At 71.2% G+C, this 17,304-nt stretch carries 19 protein-coding genes; 10 read left to right on the top strand and 9 right to left on the bottom strand.

The genetic code is table 11. From position 1 onward, the window contains the following. Positions 1 to 63: 63 nt before the first annotated feature. The 5 genes from HD593_RS04145 (at position 64) to HD593_RS04125 (ending at position 5,214) form a co-directional block, all read left to right on the top strand. On the top strand, positions 64 to 1,455 hold the full coding sequence (locus tag HD593_RS04145; protein ID WP_312903344.1) for a sigma 54-interacting transcriptional regulator: 1,392 nt from the start codon (positions 64 to 66) through the stop codon (positions 1,453 to 1,455). A 62-nt stretch (positions 1,456 to 1,517) separates the two neighbouring features. After that, positions 1,518 to 2,246, top strand: coding sequence for a hypothetical protein (locus HD593_RS04140; protein WP_185100796.1), 729 nt, complete (start codon positions 1,518 to 1,520; stop codon positions 2,244 to 2,246). Positions 2,247 to 2,288: 42 nt separating this feature from the next. Continuing rightward, entirely contained in the window at positions 2,289 to 4,247 is a 1,959-nt protein-coding gene (locus tag HD593_RS04135; RefSeq protein WP_185100795.1) for a vWA domain-containing protein, read from the top strand. 86 nt (positions 4,248 to 4,333) lie between these two features. Continuing rightward, positions 4,334 to 4,798, top strand: a complete 465-nt coding sequence (locus HD593_RS04130) for a GNAT family N-acetyltransferase (protein ID WP_185100794.1) — start codon at positions 4,334 to 4,336, stop codon at positions 4,796 to 4,798. Between the two features lie 32 nt (positions 4,799 to 4,830). Beyond that, positions 4,831 to 5,214, top strand: a complete 384-nt coding sequence (locus HD593_RS04125) for a nuclear transport factor 2 family protein (protein ID WP_246546271.1) — start codon at positions 4,831 to 4,833, stop codon at positions 5,212 to 5,214. A gap of 5 nt (positions 5,215 to 5,219) precedes the next feature. On the opposite strand, the gene HD593_RS04120 is transcribed toward HD593_RS04125, so the two are convergent. The 3 genes from HD593_RS04120 to HD593_RS04110 form a co-directional block, all read right to left on the bottom strand. Then, entirely contained in the window at positions 5,220 to 6,356 is a 1,137-nt protein-coding gene (locus tag HD593_RS04120; protein WP_185100792.1) for a serine hydrolase domain-containing protein, read from the bottom strand. A gap of 74 nt (positions 6,357 to 6,430) precedes the next feature. Then, positions 6,431 to 7,387 carry a quinone oxidoreductase family protein gene (locus tag HD593_RS04115; RefSeq protein WP_185100791.1) on the bottom strand — a complete coding sequence of 319 codons (957 nt, stop codon included), beginning with the start codon at positions 7,385 to 7,387 and terminating at the stop codon, positions 6,431 to 6,433. 44 nt (positions 7,388 to 7,431) lie between these two features. Next, a complete protein-coding gene (locus tag HD593_RS04110; RefSeq protein ID WP_312903343.1) occupies positions 7,432 to 8,262 on the bottom strand; it encodes a helix-turn-helix transcriptional regulator in 831 nt (276 codons plus the stop codon). Between the two features lie 131 nt (positions 8,263 to 8,393). Between HD593_RS04110 and HD593_RS04105 the strand changes: the two genes are divergently transcribed. After that, positions 8,394 to 9,701 carry an aspartate aminotransferase family protein gene (locus HD593_RS04105; protein ID WP_185100789.1) on the top strand — a complete coding sequence of 436 codons (1,308 nt, stop codon included), beginning with the start codon at positions 8,394 to 8,396 and terminating at the stop codon, positions 9,699 to 9,701. Here HD593_RS04105 and HD593_RS04100 read toward each other — a convergent pair. The 3 genes from HD593_RS04100 to HD593_RS04090 form a co-directional block, all read right to left on the bottom strand. Next, a complete protein-coding gene (locus tag HD593_RS04100; protein WP_185100788.1) occupies positions 9,666 to 10,199 on the bottom strand; it encodes a GNAT family N-acetyltransferase in 534 nt (177 codons plus the stop codon). The genes HD593_RS04105 and HD593_RS04100 overlap by 36 nt on opposite strands. Before the next feature lie 139 nt (positions 10,200 to 10,338). After that, positions 10,339 to 10,479 (bottom strand): hypothetical protein, encoded by a 141-nt coding sequence (locus HD593_RS04095; RefSeq protein ID WP_185100787.1) that lies wholly within the window; start codon positions 10,477 to 10,479, stop codon positions 10,339 to 10,341. Between the two features lie 345 nt (positions 10,480 to 10,824). Further along, complete coding sequence (locus tag HD593_RS04090; RefSeq protein WP_312903342.1) at positions 10,825 to 11,238, bottom strand: DUF6292 family protein; 414 nt, start codon at positions 11,236 to 11,238, stop codon at positions 10,825 to 10,827. A gap of 139 nt (positions 11,239 to 11,377) precedes the next feature. Between HD593_RS04090 and HD593_RS63225 the strand changes: the two genes are divergently transcribed. Together HD593_RS63225 and HD593_RS04085 are read left to right on the top strand one after the other, a co-directional pair. Beyond that, positions 11,378 to 11,503, top strand: coding sequence for a hypothetical protein (locus tag HD593_RS63225; RefSeq protein ID WP_281402445.1), 126 nt, complete (start codon positions 11,378 to 11,380; stop codon positions 11,501 to 11,503). Positions 11,504 to 11,513: 10 nt separating this feature from the next. Then, on the top strand, positions 11,514 to 11,945 hold the full coding sequence (locus tag HD593_RS04085) for a DUF2269 family protein (protein ID WP_185100785.1): 432 nt from the start codon (positions 11,514 to 11,516) through the stop codon (positions 11,943 to 11,945). Positions 11,946 to 11,951: 6 nt separating this feature from the next. Here HD593_RS04085 and HD593_RS04080 read toward each other — a convergent pair whose 3' ends face one another. Next, on the bottom strand, positions 11,952 to 13,091 hold the full coding sequence (locus HD593_RS04080; protein WP_185100784.1) for a cystathionine gamma-synthase: 1,140 nt from the start codon (positions 13,089 to 13,091) through the stop codon (positions 11,952 to 11,954). A 204-nt stretch (positions 13,092 to 13,295) separates the two neighbouring features. After that, a complete protein-coding gene (locus HD593_RS04075) occupies positions 13,296 to 13,490 on the bottom strand; it encodes a hypothetical protein (protein ID WP_185100783.1) in 195 nt (64 codons plus the stop codon). Positions 13,491 to 13,627: 137 nt separating this feature from the next. Here HD593_RS04075 and HD593_RS04070 point away from each other — a divergent pair, with 137 nt between their 5' ends. After that, positions 13,628 to 14,770 (top strand): sensor histidine kinase, encoded by a 1,143-nt coding sequence (locus HD593_RS04070; protein ID WP_185100782.1) that lies wholly within the window; start codon positions 13,628 to 13,630, stop codon positions 14,768 to 14,770. A gap of 29 nt (positions 14,771 to 14,799) precedes the next feature. Here the strand turns inward: HD593_RS04070 and HD593_RS04065 are convergent, their stop codons facing one another. Further along, positions 14,800 to 16,170, bottom strand: a complete 1,371-nt coding sequence (locus HD593_RS04065; protein ID WP_185100781.1) for a cystathionine beta-synthase — start codon at positions 16,168 to 16,170, stop codon at positions 14,800 to 14,802. A 127-nt stretch (positions 16,171 to 16,297) separates the two neighbouring features. Between HD593_RS04065 and HD593_RS04060 the strand changes: the two genes are divergently transcribed. Beyond that, positions 16,298 to 17,281, top strand: a complete 984-nt coding sequence (locus tag HD593_RS04060) for an SGNH/GDSL hydrolase family protein (protein WP_312903341.1) — start codon at positions 16,298 to 16,300, stop codon at positions 17,279 to 17,281. The last annotated feature ends 23 nt before the right edge of the window (positions 17,282 to 17,304 follow it).

Genomic DNA, 17,304 nt, shown 5'->3' with positions numbered 1-17,304 from the left:
GAAATCTCCGCCAAGTGCGAAAGTCTCTGCCACATTCCTCGCAGGGGACGTAGTCTCGATCCCGTGCATCAGCCACGTATTCTCCGCGAGTTGCGAGAGAGCGGCCACGTTCATCGCACCGTCAAGGCCGAGATCCGGGAAAACCTGCTGGCCAGGCTGCGCGCGGGAGAGCCGCGCTTCCCCGGCATCGTGGGCTTCGACGACACCGTCCTGCCTCATCTGGAGCGGGCCCTGCTCGCCGGGCACGATCTGGTCCTCCTCGGCGAGCGCGGCCAGGGCAAGACCCGGCTCATCCGCACCGTCACGGGCCTGCTCGACGAATGGACGCCGGTGGTCGATGGCTGCGAGATCAACGACCATCCGTACGCGCCGGCCTGCACGCGCTGCCAGAAGCTGGCGCGCGAGCTGGGTGACGAGCTGCCTGTCGCGTGGAAGCACCGGGACGCGCGCTACGGCGAGAAGCTCGCCACGCCCGACACCTCCGTGGGCGACCTGATCGGCGACGTCGACCCCATCAAGATCGCCGAGGGGCGCACGCTGGGCGACCCCGAGACGGTCCACTACGGCCTGGTGCCCCGCACCAACCGGGGCGTCTTCTCCGTCAACGAGCTGCCCGACCTGGCCGAGCGCATCCAGGTGTCGCTGCTCAACGTCCTGGAGGAACGCGACATCCAGGTCCGCGGCTACAACCTGCGGCTGCCTCTCGACATCCTGCTCATCGCCAGCGCCAACCCCGAGGACTACACCAACCGCGGCCGGATCATCACGCCGCTGAAGGACCGGTTCGGCGCCGAGATCCGCACCCACTACCCCACGACCGTCGAGCACGAGCTCGCGCTCATCCGCCAGGAGTCCGTGCCGGACATCGGGGCCGACGTCCCCGAGCACCTGGTCGAGGTGATCGCCCGCTTCACCCGGCTGGTCCGCGAGTCGACCGCCGTGGACGCCCGTTCCGGCGTGTCGGCCCGCTTCGCCATCGCCGCGGCCGAGACCGCGGCGGCCTCGGCCGTGCGCCGGGCGGCGCTCGCCGGCGAGGAGCAGGCGGTCACGCGCGTGGTGGACCTGGCCTGCGTGGTGCACAGCCTGCGGGGCAAGGTGGAGTTCGAGGTCAGCGAGGAGGGCAGGGAGACCGAGATCCTGGCCCACCTGCTGCGCCGGGCGACGGCTGAGACGTTCAGGAGCCGGTTGGGCGGCATGGACCTGTCGGCGCTGACCGACAAGTTCGCCGAGGGCAACCAGGTGGAGTCCGGCGAGCTGGTGCCGGCCGGCGAGCTGCTGCACCGCATCGGCCCCGTGGCCGGGCTGGCCAAGGTCATGTCGCGGCTGGGCATGGGCGCCGGCGAGGAGTCGCCGGGGCACGCGGCGGCGGCCCTGGAGTTCACCCTGGAGGGGCTTTACCTCATGCGGAGGCTGTCCAAGGAAGACCTTGACGGGGTCAGCGTTTACCGGACGTGAACACATCGGCGGTCTCCCGCGTCATAGTGATTAGCTGATCACCAGTTCGGGGGAGACCGTTCATGCGCCTGCTCGTCGCCTTTGCCACCGCCGCCGCCGCTGTTTCCCTGAGCGCGCCCGCCGAGGCGGCCACCGCCGTGTACGGCTTCGCCTGGGCCGACGGCAAGGGGCACCTGCGCCTGGTGCCGAAGTCCGCCACCAGGGCGTCGAAGACGTTCTACACGTTCAAGGCCCTGCCCAAGGGCAAGGAGCTGCGGCTCGACTACACCAGGGCCGCGTACGGGCGGGTCACGGTCGCGTGCGACCTGGTGGAGACCGAGGGCAGGATCGCCGTGGACGCCAAGGGCCTGGGGCGTACGAAGTGCGGGCCGGGCGACCTGACCGACACGCTGGCCCGCGGCCCGCAGCCCGTACGCGTCGAGTACCGGGGCGGGAAGGCCACGCGCGTCAACGAGGTCCTGATCAGCGGCTGGGGCACCCCGCGTACGGCCACCGGCACCATCAAGCGGGTCAACGACACGACCGTGCTGTTCACCACGGGCGGCAGGACGATCAAGCTCGGCTACACGTACATGACGACCTTCTACCGCACCACCGCGAAGTGCGGCGACGGCTGGCTGGCCGGCAGGCCGGTCAACGCCGGCAGGAACGGCCTGGGCAAGAAGCAGTGCACCTGGACGGACCTGACGAAGGCGCTCAAGGGCAACCGGCACCCGGTGCTGGTGAAGGCCGGCTACACGCCGCTGGCCGACTCGCTGAACGAGGTGTGGGAGGTCTTCGGCGACGCCTGAAACGTCCCGCCGGGGGGTTTCTCGGGTTAGCGTGGGTTTGTGATGGCCTTTCGCTATGGCGAGTACCACGACGGCCCCGATCCCCTGGCCCCTCCCTACGACGTCCGTTCGGCGCTCGACGAGATGGGCGACGCCATCCTGTCGGGCTCGACGCCGGTCCACGCCCTGCGCGACCTGCTCAAGCGCGGCCTGCCCGGCGCTCAGGACCGGCGCGGGCTCGACGACATGCTCAGGGAGGTCCGCAGGCGCCGCCGTGACCTGCGCGAGCGCGGGCGGCTCGACGGCACGCTGGAGCGGGCCAGGGCCCTGCTGGACAAGGCGATCGGGCAGGAGCGGGCCGAGCTGTTCCCCGACCCGTCGGACGACGCGCGGCTGCGGGAGGCCGGGCTCGACGCGCTGCCCGAGGACACGGCCAGCGCGATCCAGGAGCTGAGCACGTACGACTGGCGCTCGGCCGCGGCCCGCCAGACCTTCGAGGAGCTGCGCGACCTGCTGCGCAGGGAGGTGCTGGACAGCCAGTTCAAGGGCCTGCGCGACGCGCTGGCCAACCCCGACCCGCAGGCGATGGAACGGATCCGGCAGATGATGTCGGATCTCAACGACCTGCTCGACAAGGACGCCAGGGGCGAGCACACCCAGGCCGACTTCGATGACTTCATGTCGAAATATGGGGACCTGTTCCCCGAGAAGCCCCGCAACCTGGACGAGCTCGTCGACATCCTGGCCCGCCGCGCCGCCGCCACGCAGCGCATGCTCGCCTCGATGACCCCGCGCCAGCGCGAGGAGCTGAGCAACCTCATCAACCAGACCCTCGACCAGGCGGGCCTGTCCGACCAGATGCGCCGCCTCGGCGAGGCGCTCTACGCCCGCCGCCCCGACCTGGCCTGGAACGCCCCCGAGCGCCTCACCGGCGAGGAGCCGCTGGCCATGGGCGACGCCGTGACGGCGCTGGAGGAGCTGGCCGACCTCACCCAGCTCGAGACCGCCCTGCGCCAGGACTACCCGGGCGCGCGGCTCGACGACATCGACGAGGCCGCCGTACGCCGCGCGCTCGGCCGCTCCGCGGTGGACGACCTGGAGGCGCTCAAGCGCATCGAACGGGAGCTGGAGGAGCAGGGCTACCTGCTGCGCCGCCGCGGCAAGCTGGAGCTCACTCCGAAGGCCGTACGCCGCCTGGGCGAGACCGCGCTGCGCCGGGTCTTCTCCACGCTGGACGCGGGCCGCCGCGGCGACCACGACCAGCACGACGCGGGCTCGGCCGGCGAGCTGACCGGCTCGTCGCGGCCATGGCGGTTCGGCGACGAGCAGCCGCTCGACGTCGTACGCACGCTGGTGAACGGCGTGCGCAGCGGCGGCGTCGCCCTGGGCGACCGGGTCGGCGTGCGGCTGTCAGTGGACGACTTCGAGGTGGCCGAGACCGAGCGCCGCAGCGCCGCGGCCGTCTGCCTGCTGGTGGACCTGTCGTACTCGATGGCCCTGCGCGGCACCTGGGCCGCCGCCAAGCAGACGGCGCTGGCCCTGCAGGCGCTGGTGGCCTCCAAGTTCCCGCAGGACGCCGTGCAGATCATCGGCTTCTCCAACTACGCCAGGGTGCTGCAGCCGGACGAGCTGGCGGGCCTCGACTGGGACATGGTCCAGGGCACGAACCTGCACCACGCCCTGCTCATCGCCGGCCGCCACCTCGACCGGCACCCCGACTTCGAGCCGGTGGTGCTGGTGGTCACCGACGGCGAGCCCACGGCGCACCTCATGCGCAACGGCCGGTCGGCGTTCGAGTGGCCGCCGTCGCACGAGACGCTGGAGCTGACGCTGGCCGAGGTGGACAAGATGACCCGGCGGCGGGCCACGATCAACGTCTTCATGCTGGCGGCGGACGACCGGCTCAAGGAGTTCGTGGACGAGGTGGCCCGCAGGAACGGCGGCCGGGTCTTCTCACCGAGCGCGGAACGGCTCGGCGAGTACGTCGTCAGCGACTTCCTCCGCCTGCGCCGCGCCCGCTGAAACGCGGCGCAGCCCCACCTCGGCCTCCCCGGGCCGGTCTCCCGGCGATGCGGAACTGTCGGTCCCGGATGGCAGACTCGCCTGACATGGACGACATCGTGCTGCTCAGGGATGTGACCGAGGCCGACCTGGAGGTGCTGCTGGAGCAGGAGCACGACCCGGAGGCCGTGCGGCGGTCGAGGTTCCGCCCCCGGGAGCGGGAGGCGTTCATGCACCACTGGAAGACGCGCGTCCTCGGCGACCCGACCGTGTTCGTGCAGGCCGTCATGGTGGAGGGCGAGCTGGCGGGCAACCTGGTGGCCTGGTGGGAGGGGGATCGGCGGTTCATCGGCTACTGGTTCGGCCGGGCGTTCTGGGGGCGCGGCATCGGCACCCGCGCGCTGGAGCTCTTCCTGGACAAGGAGCCGACGCGGCCGCTGTACGCGGATCCGTTCCACGGCAACACCGCGTCGGTGCGGCTGCTGGAGAAGCACGGGTTCGAGCGGGCGGGGACGGTGCGGCACGGCGAGGACGAGCACGTCCTGCTGGTGCTCCACCCGCCGCGGGTCTAGAGATGTCGGTGCCTGCGAGTAAGGTCCGCCGCATGGACGAGACCTCTGAGAACCGGCAGGCCGCGCACGCCTACGTCGACACCGCCGAACGACGCGACTGGGAGGCGTTCGCCGCCCTGCTCGCCGAGGACGTGGTCTACGAGATGCCGCAGACCCGGGAGCGCATCCGCGGCAAGCAGCTCTTCCTCCGCTTCAACATGGAGTATCCCGGCGACTGGCACCTGAAGGTCAGGAGGATCGTCGCGGACGGCCGCCACGCCGCGGCCTGGCTCGACACCCGCGTCGGTGACGAGCGGCAGGACGCCTGCGTGTGGTTCGAGTTCTCGGACGACGGCCTGATCCGCCGGGTCACCGACTTCTGGCCCGAGCCGTACGACCCGCCCGCCGGCCGCGAGCACCTCGTGGAGCGCTGGTAGGCCGGTCAGCTCGCCGTGGCCGCGTACCGCCAGAAGTCGCGCATCCACGCGGCCGGAACGGGGCTGTCCATGCCCACCTGCGTGAGCAGGATGCTCACCGTCCCGGTGGACGGGACGAGGTGGGCCGTCGTGCCGGTGCCGCCGACCCAGCCGTAACGGCCGCGCACGTTCCACGGCTCGGTGTCCGTGATGTCCACCGAGCCGCCGAAGCCCCATCCCTGCCCTTCCAGGAACAGCTCGCCCACCTTCCGCTGGGCGGCGGTGGTGTGATCGCTGGTCATCAACCGCACCGACTCGGCCGACAGGAGCCGCCGCCCGCCGCCCGTGACGCCTCCGGCCAGCAGCATGCGGGCGAAGGCTAGCCAGTCGTGGGCGGTCCCGGCCAGCCCCGCGCTGGCCAGGGGGAAGGCGGGCAGGCTGCTCCACTGCCCGTCGGGCCCGTCCACCAGTTCCAGCCCGGTTCTGTAGTAGCTGGTCAACCGGTCGCGCTTGGCCGCCGGGACCTCGAACGCCGTGTCCGCCATGCCCAGCGGCTCGAACACCCGCTCCGCCAGGAAATCGGGCAACGACCGGCCGGAGGCCCGCGCGATCAGCACGCCCTGGAGCGTGGAGCAGGTGTCGTACAGGTACGCCTCGCCCGGCTGGTAGAGCATCGGGACCTGGGCCAGCTCGGCCAGCCACACGTCCGCCTCCGGGAAGCCGCGCACGTCCCGCCCGTCCCGCTGCACCGGGAAGAGCCGCTGGACCGCCGGCAACGAGAAGTCCGACGGGAATCCGTACCCTGCGGTGGAGGTGAGCAGGTCGTACACGGTGATCGGGCGCGAGGCGGGGACCACGTCGTCGGGCTCGCTGGAAGGAGTGCGCACGACCACGGGGTCGGCGAGCTCCGGCAGCCAGGTGCGGATCGGCTCGCCGAGGGCGAGCCGGCCGTCCTCCACGAGCATCATGACGGCCGCCGCGGCGATGGGCTTGGTGATGGAGGCGAACCGGAAGATCGAGTCCACCGCCATCGGCGCGCCCCCGACGGCCATCGAGCCGGCGGCCGCCACCTCGACCCGGCCGTCCCTGGCCACCAGCCCTACCGCACCCGGCAACGCTCCGTCGTCTACATACCCCTGGAGAAGGCCGTGCAGGTCCGCCATCGTCGTGCTCCCCTCGCGTGTCGTCGGTGATCAGACCACCGCCGCCACCAGAACTCATCGCGAGCCCCGGAGCTTCAGCCCACTTCGAGCACCAGCTTGCCGGTGGTGCTGCCGGACTCGATGCGGCGGTGCGCCTGCGCGGCCTGCTCCAGCCGCAGCGACTCGACCCGCACCCGCAGCTCCCCGCTCGCCGCCGCGGCCACGACCCGGCGCAGCGCCTGCCCCGCCGTCTCGGGGAAGGCGGCGGAGAACGCGGCCAGGTTGAACCCGGAGACCGTCCTGTTGGTCAGCCACAGCTCGTTGGCCGGGATCCCGACGTCCCCGGCGCCGGAGGCGTTGCCCATCACGACCATCCGGCCCATCGGCGCGAGCAGGTCCAGGCTGCCGCGGCGGGCCGCGCCGCCCACCATGTCCACCACGACGTCGAACCGTCCCGCCCCGGCCGCCTCCTCCCGCAGCACGACCTCGTCGTACCCGAACGCCTTGGCGGCCTCCAGTTTGGCCGTGCTGCCCACGGTGCCCACCACGCGGCCCGCGCCCAGCAGCCGGGCGGCCTGACCGAGCTGGCTGCCCACGCCGCCGGCCGCCGCGTGCACCAGCACGCTCTCCCCCGGCTCGATGCGGGCCACCCGGTCGAGCACCAGGAACGCCGTCGTGCTGTTGGACGGCAGCGCCGCCGCGACGCCCAGGCCCAGCTCGTACCCGTCCAGCGGCGCCACCAGCTCGGCGGAGGTGACCACCACCTCGGCGTACCCGCCGCTGTCCACGATCGTCAGCGCGGCGACCGGCTGCCCCACGCGCAGCCCCTCGACGCCGGGACCCAGCGCCCGTACGCGGCCGGACACCTCGATCCCGGGCACGAACGGCAGCGGCACGTCCGCCAGCCCCTGCCGGTAGAGGATCTCGGCGAAGTTCGCCCCCGCGTACGCCACGTCGATGGCGACCTGCCCCGGCCCCGGATCTGGGACCTCGACCTCGTCGAGCCGGAGAACGTCAGCGCCGCCGAATTCGGGAATCGTGATTGCCTTCATGCCGTCCATCGTGCTGGGACGGCTCCGGGCGAGGCAGTGTCAGCTCATCCAGGGTGTAGGGCCACCAGGCTGGCCACCTTCTCCTTCGTGCCGGTGTCGGGATCGGGCGTGTGCAGCACCACGTTCAGGTCCGCCCGGTCCGGCAGCCGGAACAGCGAGTACTCGAAGACGAGGTCCCCGACCTCGGGATGGGTGATCGCCTTGATCCCCTGCGACCGGGACCGCACCTCGCTCCGCGCCCACAACTCGGCGAACTCGGGACTGGCCGCGCGCAACCTCCCGGCGATCTCCCCGAAGACCGGATCGTCCGGATACCGGGCCGCTCCGGCGCGGAAGTCGGCCACCATGTCCGGCGCGAACTCGTGCCACGCGGTGAACCGGCCCCGGTAGACGGGATGGGTGAAGAACGCCACCATGCAGTTGCTCACGTCGTCGTCGAAGCCGAACACCGACCTGGAGGCGTCGTTCATGGCCACCAGGTCGTAGTGCCGGTCCAGCACGTGCGCCGGGTTCGGCATCCAAGCCTCCAGCACGGCCCTGAGCTGGTCGTTCACCGGCGCACCAGGCTTCCCGGCGGGGTCAGGCGGGTTCAGCCCGGCGAGCACGTACAGGTGCGTGCGCTCGGCCTCGTCGAGCAGCAGCGCGCGGGCGACCGCGTCGAGCACGGCGTCGGAGACCTTGATGTCGCGCCCCTGCTCCAGCCAGGTGTACCAGGACACCCCGACCCCGGCGAGCACGGCCACCTCTTCCCGCCGCAGCCCGGGCGTCCGGCGGCGGCCCGCGGCGGGCATGCCGACGTCGGCGGGTGTGAGCGCTTCGCGCTTGGCGCGCAGGAACTCCTTGAGCTGCTCGCGGCGGCGTTGGCTGGCAGTCACAAAACTCACCATAAGCGACAATCAACCCCAACCATCCGCCCGCGCCGCGTCCCTTGTCATGACCGTCGTCCTAGATCGAAGATGACATCCAGCCCGACGCTCCGGGCAAGGCCAGAGAGGATCGGTTGGCGATGGACAGCACGTTCTGGGACGAGACGGACCGGCTCCTCATCCGCTACGGAGCCGCCTTCACCCCGCGCATCATCGAACGGGCCTCGGGCGCATACGTCTTCGACCACCACGGCACCCCGATCCTCGACTTCACCTCCGGCCAGATGAGCGCCATCCTCGGCCACGCGCACCCGGACATCGTGGCCACGATCTCGTCCGCGGCGGCCTCGCTGACCCACCTCTACAGCGGCATGCTCAGCACCCCGGTGCTGGAGCTCGCCCGCAGGCTCACCGCCACCCTGCCTCCCGAGCTGAGCAAGATGCTGCTGCTCACCACGGGAGCCGAGGCGAACGAGGCCGCGGTCAAGATGGCCAAGCTCGCCACCGGCCGCTGGGAGATCGTCTCCTTCGACCGCTCGTGGCACGGCATGACCCAGGGAGCGGCCTCCGCCACCTTCTCGGCCGGCCGCCGCGGCTACGGCCCGCCCACCCCCGGCAACCTCGCCCTGCCCGCCCCGAACGCCTACCGCTCCCCTTTCCGCACCCCCGACGGCTCGTACGACTGGGAGACCGAGCTCGCCTACGGCTTCGCCCTCGTCGACCAGCAGTCCGCCGGCAGCCTCGCCGCCTGCCTCATCGAGCCCATCCTGTCGTCGGGCGGCATCCTCGACCTCCCGCCCGGCTACCTGCGCCGCCTCAAGGAGCTGTGCGACGAACGCGGCATGCTGCTCATCCTCGACGAGGCCCAGACCGGCCTCGGCCGCACCGGCACCATGTACGCCTTCGACCGCGACGGCGTCACCCCCGACATCCTCACCCTGTCGAAGACCCTCGGCGCCGGCCTCCCCGTGGCAGCCGTCGTCACCACCGCCGGCATCGAGCAGACCTGCCACGACCGCGGCTTCCTCTTCTACACCACCCACGTCTCCGACCCGCTGGCCGCCTCCGTCGCCCTCACCGTCCTCGACGTCATCCACCGCGACGACCTCGTCACCCGCGCCGCCCACCTGGGCGCCCAGCTCACCACCCGGCTCCAGGCGCTCCGCGACGGCTACGAGGTCGTGGGCGACGTTCGCGGCCGGGGGCTGCTGCAGGGGCTGGAGCTGGTGAAGGACAAGCAGAGCAAGGCGCCGGCGGACGCGCTGGGCCAGGCGGTCACCTCGGCCTGCCTCGAACGAGGGCTGCACATGAACATCGTGCAGTTGCCGGGGATGGGAGGCATCTTCCGGATCGCCCCGCCTCTCACGATCACCGAGGACGAACTCCACACGGGCGTGGACATCCTGGAGTCCTCACTCAAGTCCGTGCTCGACGACGCCATCGCGTGAATCACCCAGCGGTTTGATCAGGAACCGGCACGGGTCCGCCACATCATGGCGGACACCCTGATCGTCGACGTAGTGGTAGCGATCGAGGTACCGGCACCCGGTCTCCTCGTAGCCGAGCCGGAGGTAGAGGGCGGCCGCGCGGACATTGTGGTCATCGACCCCCAGGCCCAGGTGCCGGTTGCCACGCCGAACGGCGATGCTCTCAGCGGCGCCGATGACGGCGGTCCCGATGCCCGAGGACTGACGTTCAGGAGGCCAGACGGCGAGCCCGTTGAGCTCGGGGCAGCCGGGAAAGCGCTCGCGCACTTCGACGGCCGCACACCCGCCCCAGCGGATCTCCCCGTGCCCGACAGGGACGTCGTCGATCCAGGCGGTCAGAAACGTGCTCGAACCCTGCTGCTGGCGGTGGAAGCGGGCTTCGTGAATGCGGGTGCGGCCGGAAGGGAGGTGACGCTCCAGCGTGACGAGGTCGTCCTCGCGGCACTCCCGAATGATCATGATCCTCCTTCGCCCAGGGGGCGCCGATCATGACATGCCGGCCTGCGGCCACGCATCACCTTTCTGCGCGTCACCGTGAGACCGAACCAGGACTGGCGCGGCCCACCGGCCTCCTGCCAAGTCATGATGGCCTTCAACCTCATCCCATGGTGTCCGCCTGGCGGACCTCCGCAGGTGCGGACTTCTCCTCGACGAGCGGTGCCCGCACCGCCCGATCGGTCTTCCCCCACATCGTGTACGTCACCGCGAGACCGGTGTAGTAGCCCGCCCGGCGCTCCACCGCGGGGATCCCCTCCGGCTCGATGCCGCGCGCCTACTCGACCGCCGTCCCAGCATCACCGGGTACGCCGAAGCCCTCGCACCATGTGGGAGACGCTTACCTCCCAGCACCACCACACGAATACAGCCGAAGGGTAAGAGCCCTTTCCCCATGGTCCCCGGTCGCGGAAACCGCCGCCACAGTGACGCCGCTACCGGGCGGAACCCGGCCAGGACTCGGGGGTCCGGGGGTCGGAAGACCCCCGGCAAGGGGGCCCGGGGGAGCTAGGCTCCCCCGTAAGAGGAGCCCGGAGCCGATCCGCGCGCAGCGCGCGACCTGCGCAGGCCCATGCAGTCAGCTGGAGGTTCAGGCGAGGGCGTAGAAGTCGAGGGCGACGTCGAAGCCGTCACGGCAGTTGCGGTGGGAGCGGTAGCAGGGTCGCCAGGCCGAGCTGGCGCCCACACCGGCCCGGGCGTCCTGAAGGGCCGGGGGGACACGTTCCGGCCGGGGAAGCAGGCCGTGGCCCAGGTAGCGGACGCCGGACAGCTCCGTGTGCCGGCCGCGGTCGCCGGAGACGAAGGCGCCCAGGCGCCAGCCGCTCTCCTCGTCCCACACCAGCGCGGTGTCGTCGGTGAGCCTCACCGTGGCGTCCCTGGGATCGCACGGGCCTTCCCACCAGTCGGTGACTTCAGCTCCGAGCAGGTCGACGACCTGCTGGACGTAGCTGATCGGCTGCTGCAGCCACTCGTCGGTGTACGGCTCGACGTGCCTGATGGCCACGTACGGCACCCCCTTGTGCCCAAACGGTAAGGAAAAAGCGGCGACACGCAACGATACCCGCGCCGAACTTATTCCGTTGCACGTCCGTCTAGTTATTACGGACGATATTTACGTCCGAGACGGGGAAGGAGGGGTTCCCATGATTGCCACGGTTCTCCTCTTGGTGCTGATGGTCGTCGCGGTGGCGACCACGGAGCTGTGCATGCGCTGTTCCAGAGACGGCAAAGAGAGTGTCGAGTCCCCCAGCGAGATCACCGGGGACTAGTCTCTCTGCCATGCCGTCCCTGCTTCTCTGGCTGCACATCGGCTTCGCGATCTTCACGATCGGGCCGGTGACCGCCGCGACGATGTCCGCGCCGCGCGCCATCCGCACCAAGAACGTGCCCGCGCTGCAGTTCATCCAGCGCCTCACGAGGATCTACAGCCTCGGGAGCCTGGGTGTGTTCGTGTTCGGGCTGGTGCTCGGCATCGTGCTCGGCGACGGGTTGCTGGGGCGGTGGTACATGACGGCGTCGATGACGCTGTTCATCGTGGCCGCCGTCATGCTGGTGATCATCGACCGGGATCTGCGCACCGCCGTACAGGCGCTCTCGAGCGAGAGCGCCGACGACGACGCCAAGGTGCAGAACGGGCGGATCGCCGCGATCAGCGGGCTGCTGTCCGTGATCTGGCTGGTGATCCTGTTCCTGATGGTCGTGCCTGAATAGAGGCGGTCAGCCCAGGGCCTGGGTGAGGTCGGCGAGCAGGTCGTCGACGGTCTCGATGCCGACGGAGAGCCGTACCAGGTCGGCGGGCACCTCCAGCGGCGAGCCCGCGGCCGAGGCGTGCGTCATCCTGCCCGGGTGCTCGATGAGCGACTCGACCCCGCCGAGCGACTCGCCGAGCGTGAACAGCTTCGCCTTGTCGCACACCGCGACCGCCTCCGCCTCGCCCCCGGCCACGCGGAACGACACCATGCCGCCGAACCTGCGCATCTGCTTGGCCGCCACCTCGTGCCCGGCGTGCTCGGGCAGCCCGGGGTAGAGCACCGAGGTCACGCGCGGGTGGGCGAGGAGCAGGTCGACGACGCGTTCGGCGTTGTCGCAGTGGCGGTCCATGCGTACGCCGAGCGTCTTGAGCCCCCGCAGCGTCAGCCACGCGTCGAACGGCCCGGCCACCGCCCCCATGGCGTTCTGGTGGTAGGCCAGCTCCTCCCCGAGCCCGGCGTCTGCGGCCACCAGCGCGCCGCCCACCACGTCGGAGTGCCCGCCGACGTACTTGGTGGTCGAGTGCACGACCACGTCGGCGCCCAGGGCGAGCGGCTGCTGCAGGTACGGCGAGGCGAACGTGTTGTCCACGACCAGCAGCGAGCCGTTGTCGTGGGCGAGCTGCGCCAGCGCGGCGATGTCGGCGATGCCGAGCAGCGGGTTGGTGGGCGTCTCGACCCAGACCACCTTCGTCTTCTGCGTCATGGCCGCGGCCACGGCGTCGAGGTCGTGCAGCGGCACGGGGTCGTAGTGCAGGTCCCAGCGCTCGTGCACCTTGGCGAAGAGCCGGTAGGTGCCGCCGTACGCGTCGTTCGGGATGATCACGTGGTCCTGCGGCTTGCACACCGTACGCAGCAGCGTGTCCTCGGCGGCCAGCCCCGACGCGAACGCCAGCCCGCGCGCCCCGCCCTCCACGGCGGCCAGCGCGGATTCGAGCGCGGTCCTGGTGGGGTTGGCCGAGCGGCTGTACTCATATCCGGAACGCAGGCCGCCCACCCCGTCCTGCTTGTAGGTGGACGTGGCGTAGATCGGCGGCACGACCGCGCCGGTCAGCGGGTCGGGCTCCTGACCTGCGTGGATGGCCAGAGTTTCAAAACCGTTGCTCATACAGGTCACGTTACAGGCCGCCGCATACGCGAACGGCCCGCGATCCGGTCCGTCCGGAGACGAGGGCGGGCCGCGATCCGGTCCGTCCGAAACGCGGACGGCCCGCGATCCGGTCCCCTCCGGATCGCGGGCCGCTCACGGGAGCCCGTCCCCACGTAGCCCCCGTGCGGGCTCGCGCACCATGCCCGCGCGAGCCGGGCCTGCTCAGGCCGCCTTCGGCTCGTGACGGTCCCCGCCTGACCGGGACGGGAGCCGTACGACGTCCGCCTTGACGAAGCGGCCGCTGCCGCCTTCCGCCTGCTCCCCGTTGATCCGCGAGAGCAGCACGGGGTCTGCCAGCGCGAGCAGCACGCCCACGACCAGCCCGACACCCAGCAACGCGAACCCGATGGCAACCATGTCTTCTCCCCTTCCGACACATCCAGCATCGGTGACCCGCCCCGCCCGCCGCCTCCGCTGAAGGGCTGGTCTCCGTCAGGCCCTCTCGGCCGAACGGTTGATACGAGATGTCCGACTTCCGGCTTAGGCTCGACGCCGTGGGGGATTCGAAGCGCGTCGTGTACTGGCTACGCCGGCTGAGCGAGATCGCGATGTACGGCTGGCTGGGCATGCTCCTGCTGCTCGACCTCGTGCTGGCCGGGGTCGTCGGCGGCGTCCAGTGGCTGGTGCTGGCCTGCAGCGTGGCCGGCATCGCGGCCGTGGCGCTGCGCCGCAGGTACCGGGTGGAGGGCTTCGCCATCATGCTGGCCCTGTCGTTCGGCACCTCGCTGCTGGCCGGCTCGACCGGCGCCGACACCGCGCCGGGCATGGCGGAGACGGGCTCGCTGCTCGTCCTGACCATCGGGGTGCTGCGGCACGTCGAGCCGGTGCGCCGGGCGGCCGGGCTGGCGTGCGCGGCGCTGTTCGTGCTGATGACCGAGGCGAGCGGGCGCGACTACCAGAGCTCGGGGCTGGCGTTCGCGTTCCTGCTGTTCGCGGGCTGGTCGACGGCCGCCGGCATCGGCGGCTACCTGCGTTTCCAGCAGGAGCGCCGCACGGAGGCCGTCCACTCGGTACGGCGGGCGGAGCGCCTGGAGCTGGCCAGGGAGCTGCACGACCTGGTCGCCCACCACATCACCGGCATCGTCGTCCAGGCCCAGGCCGCCCGCACGGTCGCCGAGACCAGGCCGGACGCGGTCGCTCCCGCGCTGGACGCGATCGCGTCCGCCGGCACGGACGCGCTGACCTCGATGCGCCGCATGGTCCAGGTCCTGCGTACGGAGGACGGCGCGGAGCGCAAGCCGGGCACCGCGCTGGCGGACCTGCGGATGCTGGCCGACCGGTTCTCGGCGGACGGGCCCAAGGTGGCGTTCGAGATCGGCGCGGGCCTCGACGATCGCACGCTGCCGCCCGAGGTCATGACCACCCTGCACCGGGTGCTCCAGGAGGCGCTGACGAACATCCGCAAGCACGCCGCCCGCACGGCCTGGGTGGAGGCCGACCTGCGGCGCCACGAGCGGGTCGTGGTGTTGCGGGTGCGCAACTTCGGGTCCGGGTCCGATCCGCGGGTGGCGCGGCTGGGCGGCGGGTTCGGGCTGGTCGGGATGGCCGAGCGGGTGGAGGCGCTGGGCGGCCGGCTCTACGCCGGCCCGTCCCCGCAGGGCGCCTGGGAAGTGGTCGCCGAGTTCCCACTCCCCTGACGCTGTTCCCGTTCCCCTGACGCTGAACGCTAGTGGTTGGCCAGGAAGGCCAGCAGGTCCTGGCGGGTGATCAGCCCGGCGGGCTTGCCGTCTTCCAGCACAACAGCCGCATCAGCCTTCTCCAGCGCTTCCACCGCACGCGCCACAGGTTCACCGTTGCCGATCGTGGGTAGCGGCGCGGACATGTGATCGGAGATCGGATCGTCGGAGGAGAGCCTGCCGTGGTAGAGGGCTTCGAGGAGGTCGCGCTCGACGATGGAGCCGATCACCTCCGCCGCCATGACCGGCGGCTCCTCCTTCATCACCGGCAGCTGGGACACCGAGTACTCGCGCATGATCGCGATGGCGGTGCCGACCGACTCGTGCGGGTGGGCGTGCACGAACTCGGGCAGCCCCGGCCCCTTGCGCGCCAGCACGTCACCGACCAGCCCCTCGTCGGAGGAGGTGGTCAGGAAGCCGTAGTCGGCCATCCAGTCGTCGTTGAAGATCTTCGACAGGTAGCCGCGGCCGCCGTCGGGCAGCAGCACGACCACCAGGTCGTCGGGTGCCGCCGCGGCCGCGACGCGCAGAGCCGCCACGACCGCCATGCCGCACGAGCCGCCGACCAGCAGCCCCTCCTCGCGGGCCAGGCGGCGGGTCATGTTGAAGGACTCCTTGTCGGACACCGCGATGATCTCGTCGCAGATCCCGGTGTCGTACGTGGCCGGCCAGATGTCCTCGCCGACACCCTCCACGAGGTACGGTCGCCCGGACCCGCCGGAGTAGACGGAGCCCTCGGGGTCAGCTCCGATGATCTTGACCCGCCCGCCGGAGACCTCCTTGAGGTACCGGCCGGTGCCGCTGATCGTGCCACCGGTGCCGATGCCCGCCACGAAGTGCGTGATCCTGCCGCCGGTCTGCTCCCACAGCTCGGGGCCCGTCGAGTGGTAGTGGGAGTCGGGGTTGTTGACGTTGGAGTACTGGTCGGGCTTCCAGGCGTTCGGCACCTCGCGGGCCAGCCGGTCGGAGACCGAGTAGTAGGAGTCGGGGTGGTCGGGCGAGACCGCGGTCGGGCAGACGACGACCTCCGCGCCGTACGCCCGCAGCACCGCGATCTTGTCCTGGGCCACCTTGTCCGGCACCACGAACAGACACCGGTAGCCCTTCTGCTGGGCCACGATGGCCAGCCCCACCCCGGTGTTGCCGGAGGTGGGCTCGACGATCACGCCCCCCGGACGCAGCTCACCGGACTTCTCCGCGGCCTCGATCATGCGGATGGCGATGCGGTCCTTGACCGATCCGCCCGGGTTGAAGTACTCGACCTTGGCCAGCACCTGGGCGGGCACTCCCGCATTGACCTTGTGCAGCCTGACGAGCGGAGTGTTCCCCATGAGGTCGACCAGGGAATCGTAAACGCGCACCGAGGTGTTCACCTTCTTCACCGAAGCTTGGTCAGCTTGCCAACGGCCGAGTTCCAGTGGGGGTGGCAGTTCCTCGGCTAGTTATGAAGCAAACGCTACCGCCGAGTTGGACCGAGGAGGCACGTACGTGGTCTGGGCAGCTGGCATGGCGCGCGCGGCACGGAGGATCGCTACCGCGGCGGCGCTCGGAGGGGGCGGGCTGACGGCGCTGGGAGCCACGGCGTACGGCCTGCTGATCGCCGAGGGCCTGCTCGCCAGGAAGGCCATCGGCCAGCCGCACGGCCTGGACGGTCCCTTCTCCGACGGCGTGTACGGCGAGTTCCCCGGCGAGCCGCTCAGGATGGCCATGCTCGGCGACTCCACCTCCGTGGGCCTGGGCGTGACCGACCCCGCCAAGACCCCCGCCGTGCTGCTGGCCAACGGCCTGGCCGCGGTCGCCGAGCGGCCGGTGCGCCTGGTCGTGGCGGGCAGGTCCGGCGCCCCCTCGGCCGACCTGGCGGAGCAGGTGGACGTGGCGCTCGCCATGGAGCCCGACCTGGCCGTGATCTTCGTGGGCGCCAACGACATCATCACGCAGACGCCGCCGGCCATCGCCGTACGGCACCTGACCAAGGCCGTGCGGCGGCTGCGGGACGCGGGCGCCGAGGTGATCGTGGGCACCTGCCCGGACCTGGGCACCGTGCGGCCCATCGCGCAGCCGCTGCGCTGGGTGACGCGGCGGTGGAGCAGGCAGCTCGCGGCGGCGCAGACGGTCGCGGTGGTGGACGCCGGCGGCCGTACGGTGGCGTTCGCCGACGTCCTGGGCCCGGAGTTCGCGACAAATCCGACAGAAATGTTCGGACCCGATCGTTTCCATCCATCTGACCGAGGTTACGCGCAGGCCGCTTACGCGGTGCTACCGTCGGTGTGCGCTGCGTTGGGGCTGTGGCCTGAGCCGCGGCCCGCACGCGGCGAAGCTCTGCAACCGATCTACCTCGCGGCGGCTACGGCCGCGGAGGAGCCCGGCACCGAGGTCACCGCGACCCGGGTCGACGGGCGGGCGACGGGCCTGCACGGGAAGTGGGCGACGTTGTTCCGCCGGCGACTCGGCGAGGCAGTCAACGACGCCTGACGGCCGCACGCCTCCAGCCGGTC

Source organism: Nonomuraea rubra (assembly GCF_014207985.1).
Classification (GTDB): Bacteria; Actinomycetota; Actinomycetes; order Streptosporangiales; family Streptosporangiaceae; genus Nonomuraea; species Nonomuraea rubra.
This window is presented reverse-complemented; position numbering and strand designations above follow the sequence as displayed.

Coding starts and splice junctions, on each gene's coding strand:
- HD593_RS04080 (WP_185100784.1), bottom strand. CDS start 13,091: ATGAGCAACGGTTTTGAAACTCTGGCCATCCACGCAGGTCAGGAGCCC.
- HD593_RS04130 (WP_185100794.1), top strand. CDS start 4,334: ATGGACGACATCGTGCTGCTCAGGGATGTGACCGAGGCCGACCTGGAG.
- HD593_RS04075 (WP_185100783.1), bottom strand. CDS start 13,490: ATGGTTGCCATCGGGTTCGCGTTGCTGGGTGTCGGGCTGGTCGTGGGC.
- HD593_RS04115 (WP_185100791.1), bottom strand. CDS start 7,387: ATGAAGGCAATCACGATTCCCGAATTCGGCGGCGCTGACGTTCTCCGG.
- HD593_RS63225 (WP_281402445.1), top strand. CDS start 11,378: ATGATTGCCACGGTTCTCCTCTTGGTGCTGATGGTCGTCGCGGTGGCG.
- HD593_RS04135 (WP_185100795.1), top strand. CDS start 2,289: ATGGCCTTTCGCTATGGCGAGTACCACGACGGCCCCGATCCCCTGGCC.
- HD593_RS04105 (WP_185100789.1), top strand. CDS start 8,394: ATGGACAGCACGTTCTGGGACGAGACGGACCGGCTCCTCATCCGCTAC.
- HD593_RS04125 (WP_246546271.1), top strand. CDS start 4,831: ATGGACGAGACCTCTGAGAACCGGCAGGCCGCGCACGCCTACGTCGAC.
- HD593_RS04140 (WP_185100796.1), top strand. CDS start 1,518: ATGCGCCTGCTCGTCGCCTTTGCCACCGCCGCCGCCGCTGTTTCCCTG.
- HD593_RS04085 (WP_185100785.1), top strand. CDS start 11,514: ATGCCGTCCCTGCTTCTCTGGCTGCACATCGGCTTCGCGATCTTCACG.
- HD593_RS04100 (WP_185100788.1), bottom strand. CDS start 10,199: ATGATCATTCGGGAGTGCCGCGAGGACGACCTCGTCACGCTGGAGCGT.
- HD593_RS04120 (WP_185100792.1), bottom strand. CDS start 6,356: ATGGCGGACCTGCACGGCCTTCTCCAGGGGTATGTAGACGACGGAGCG.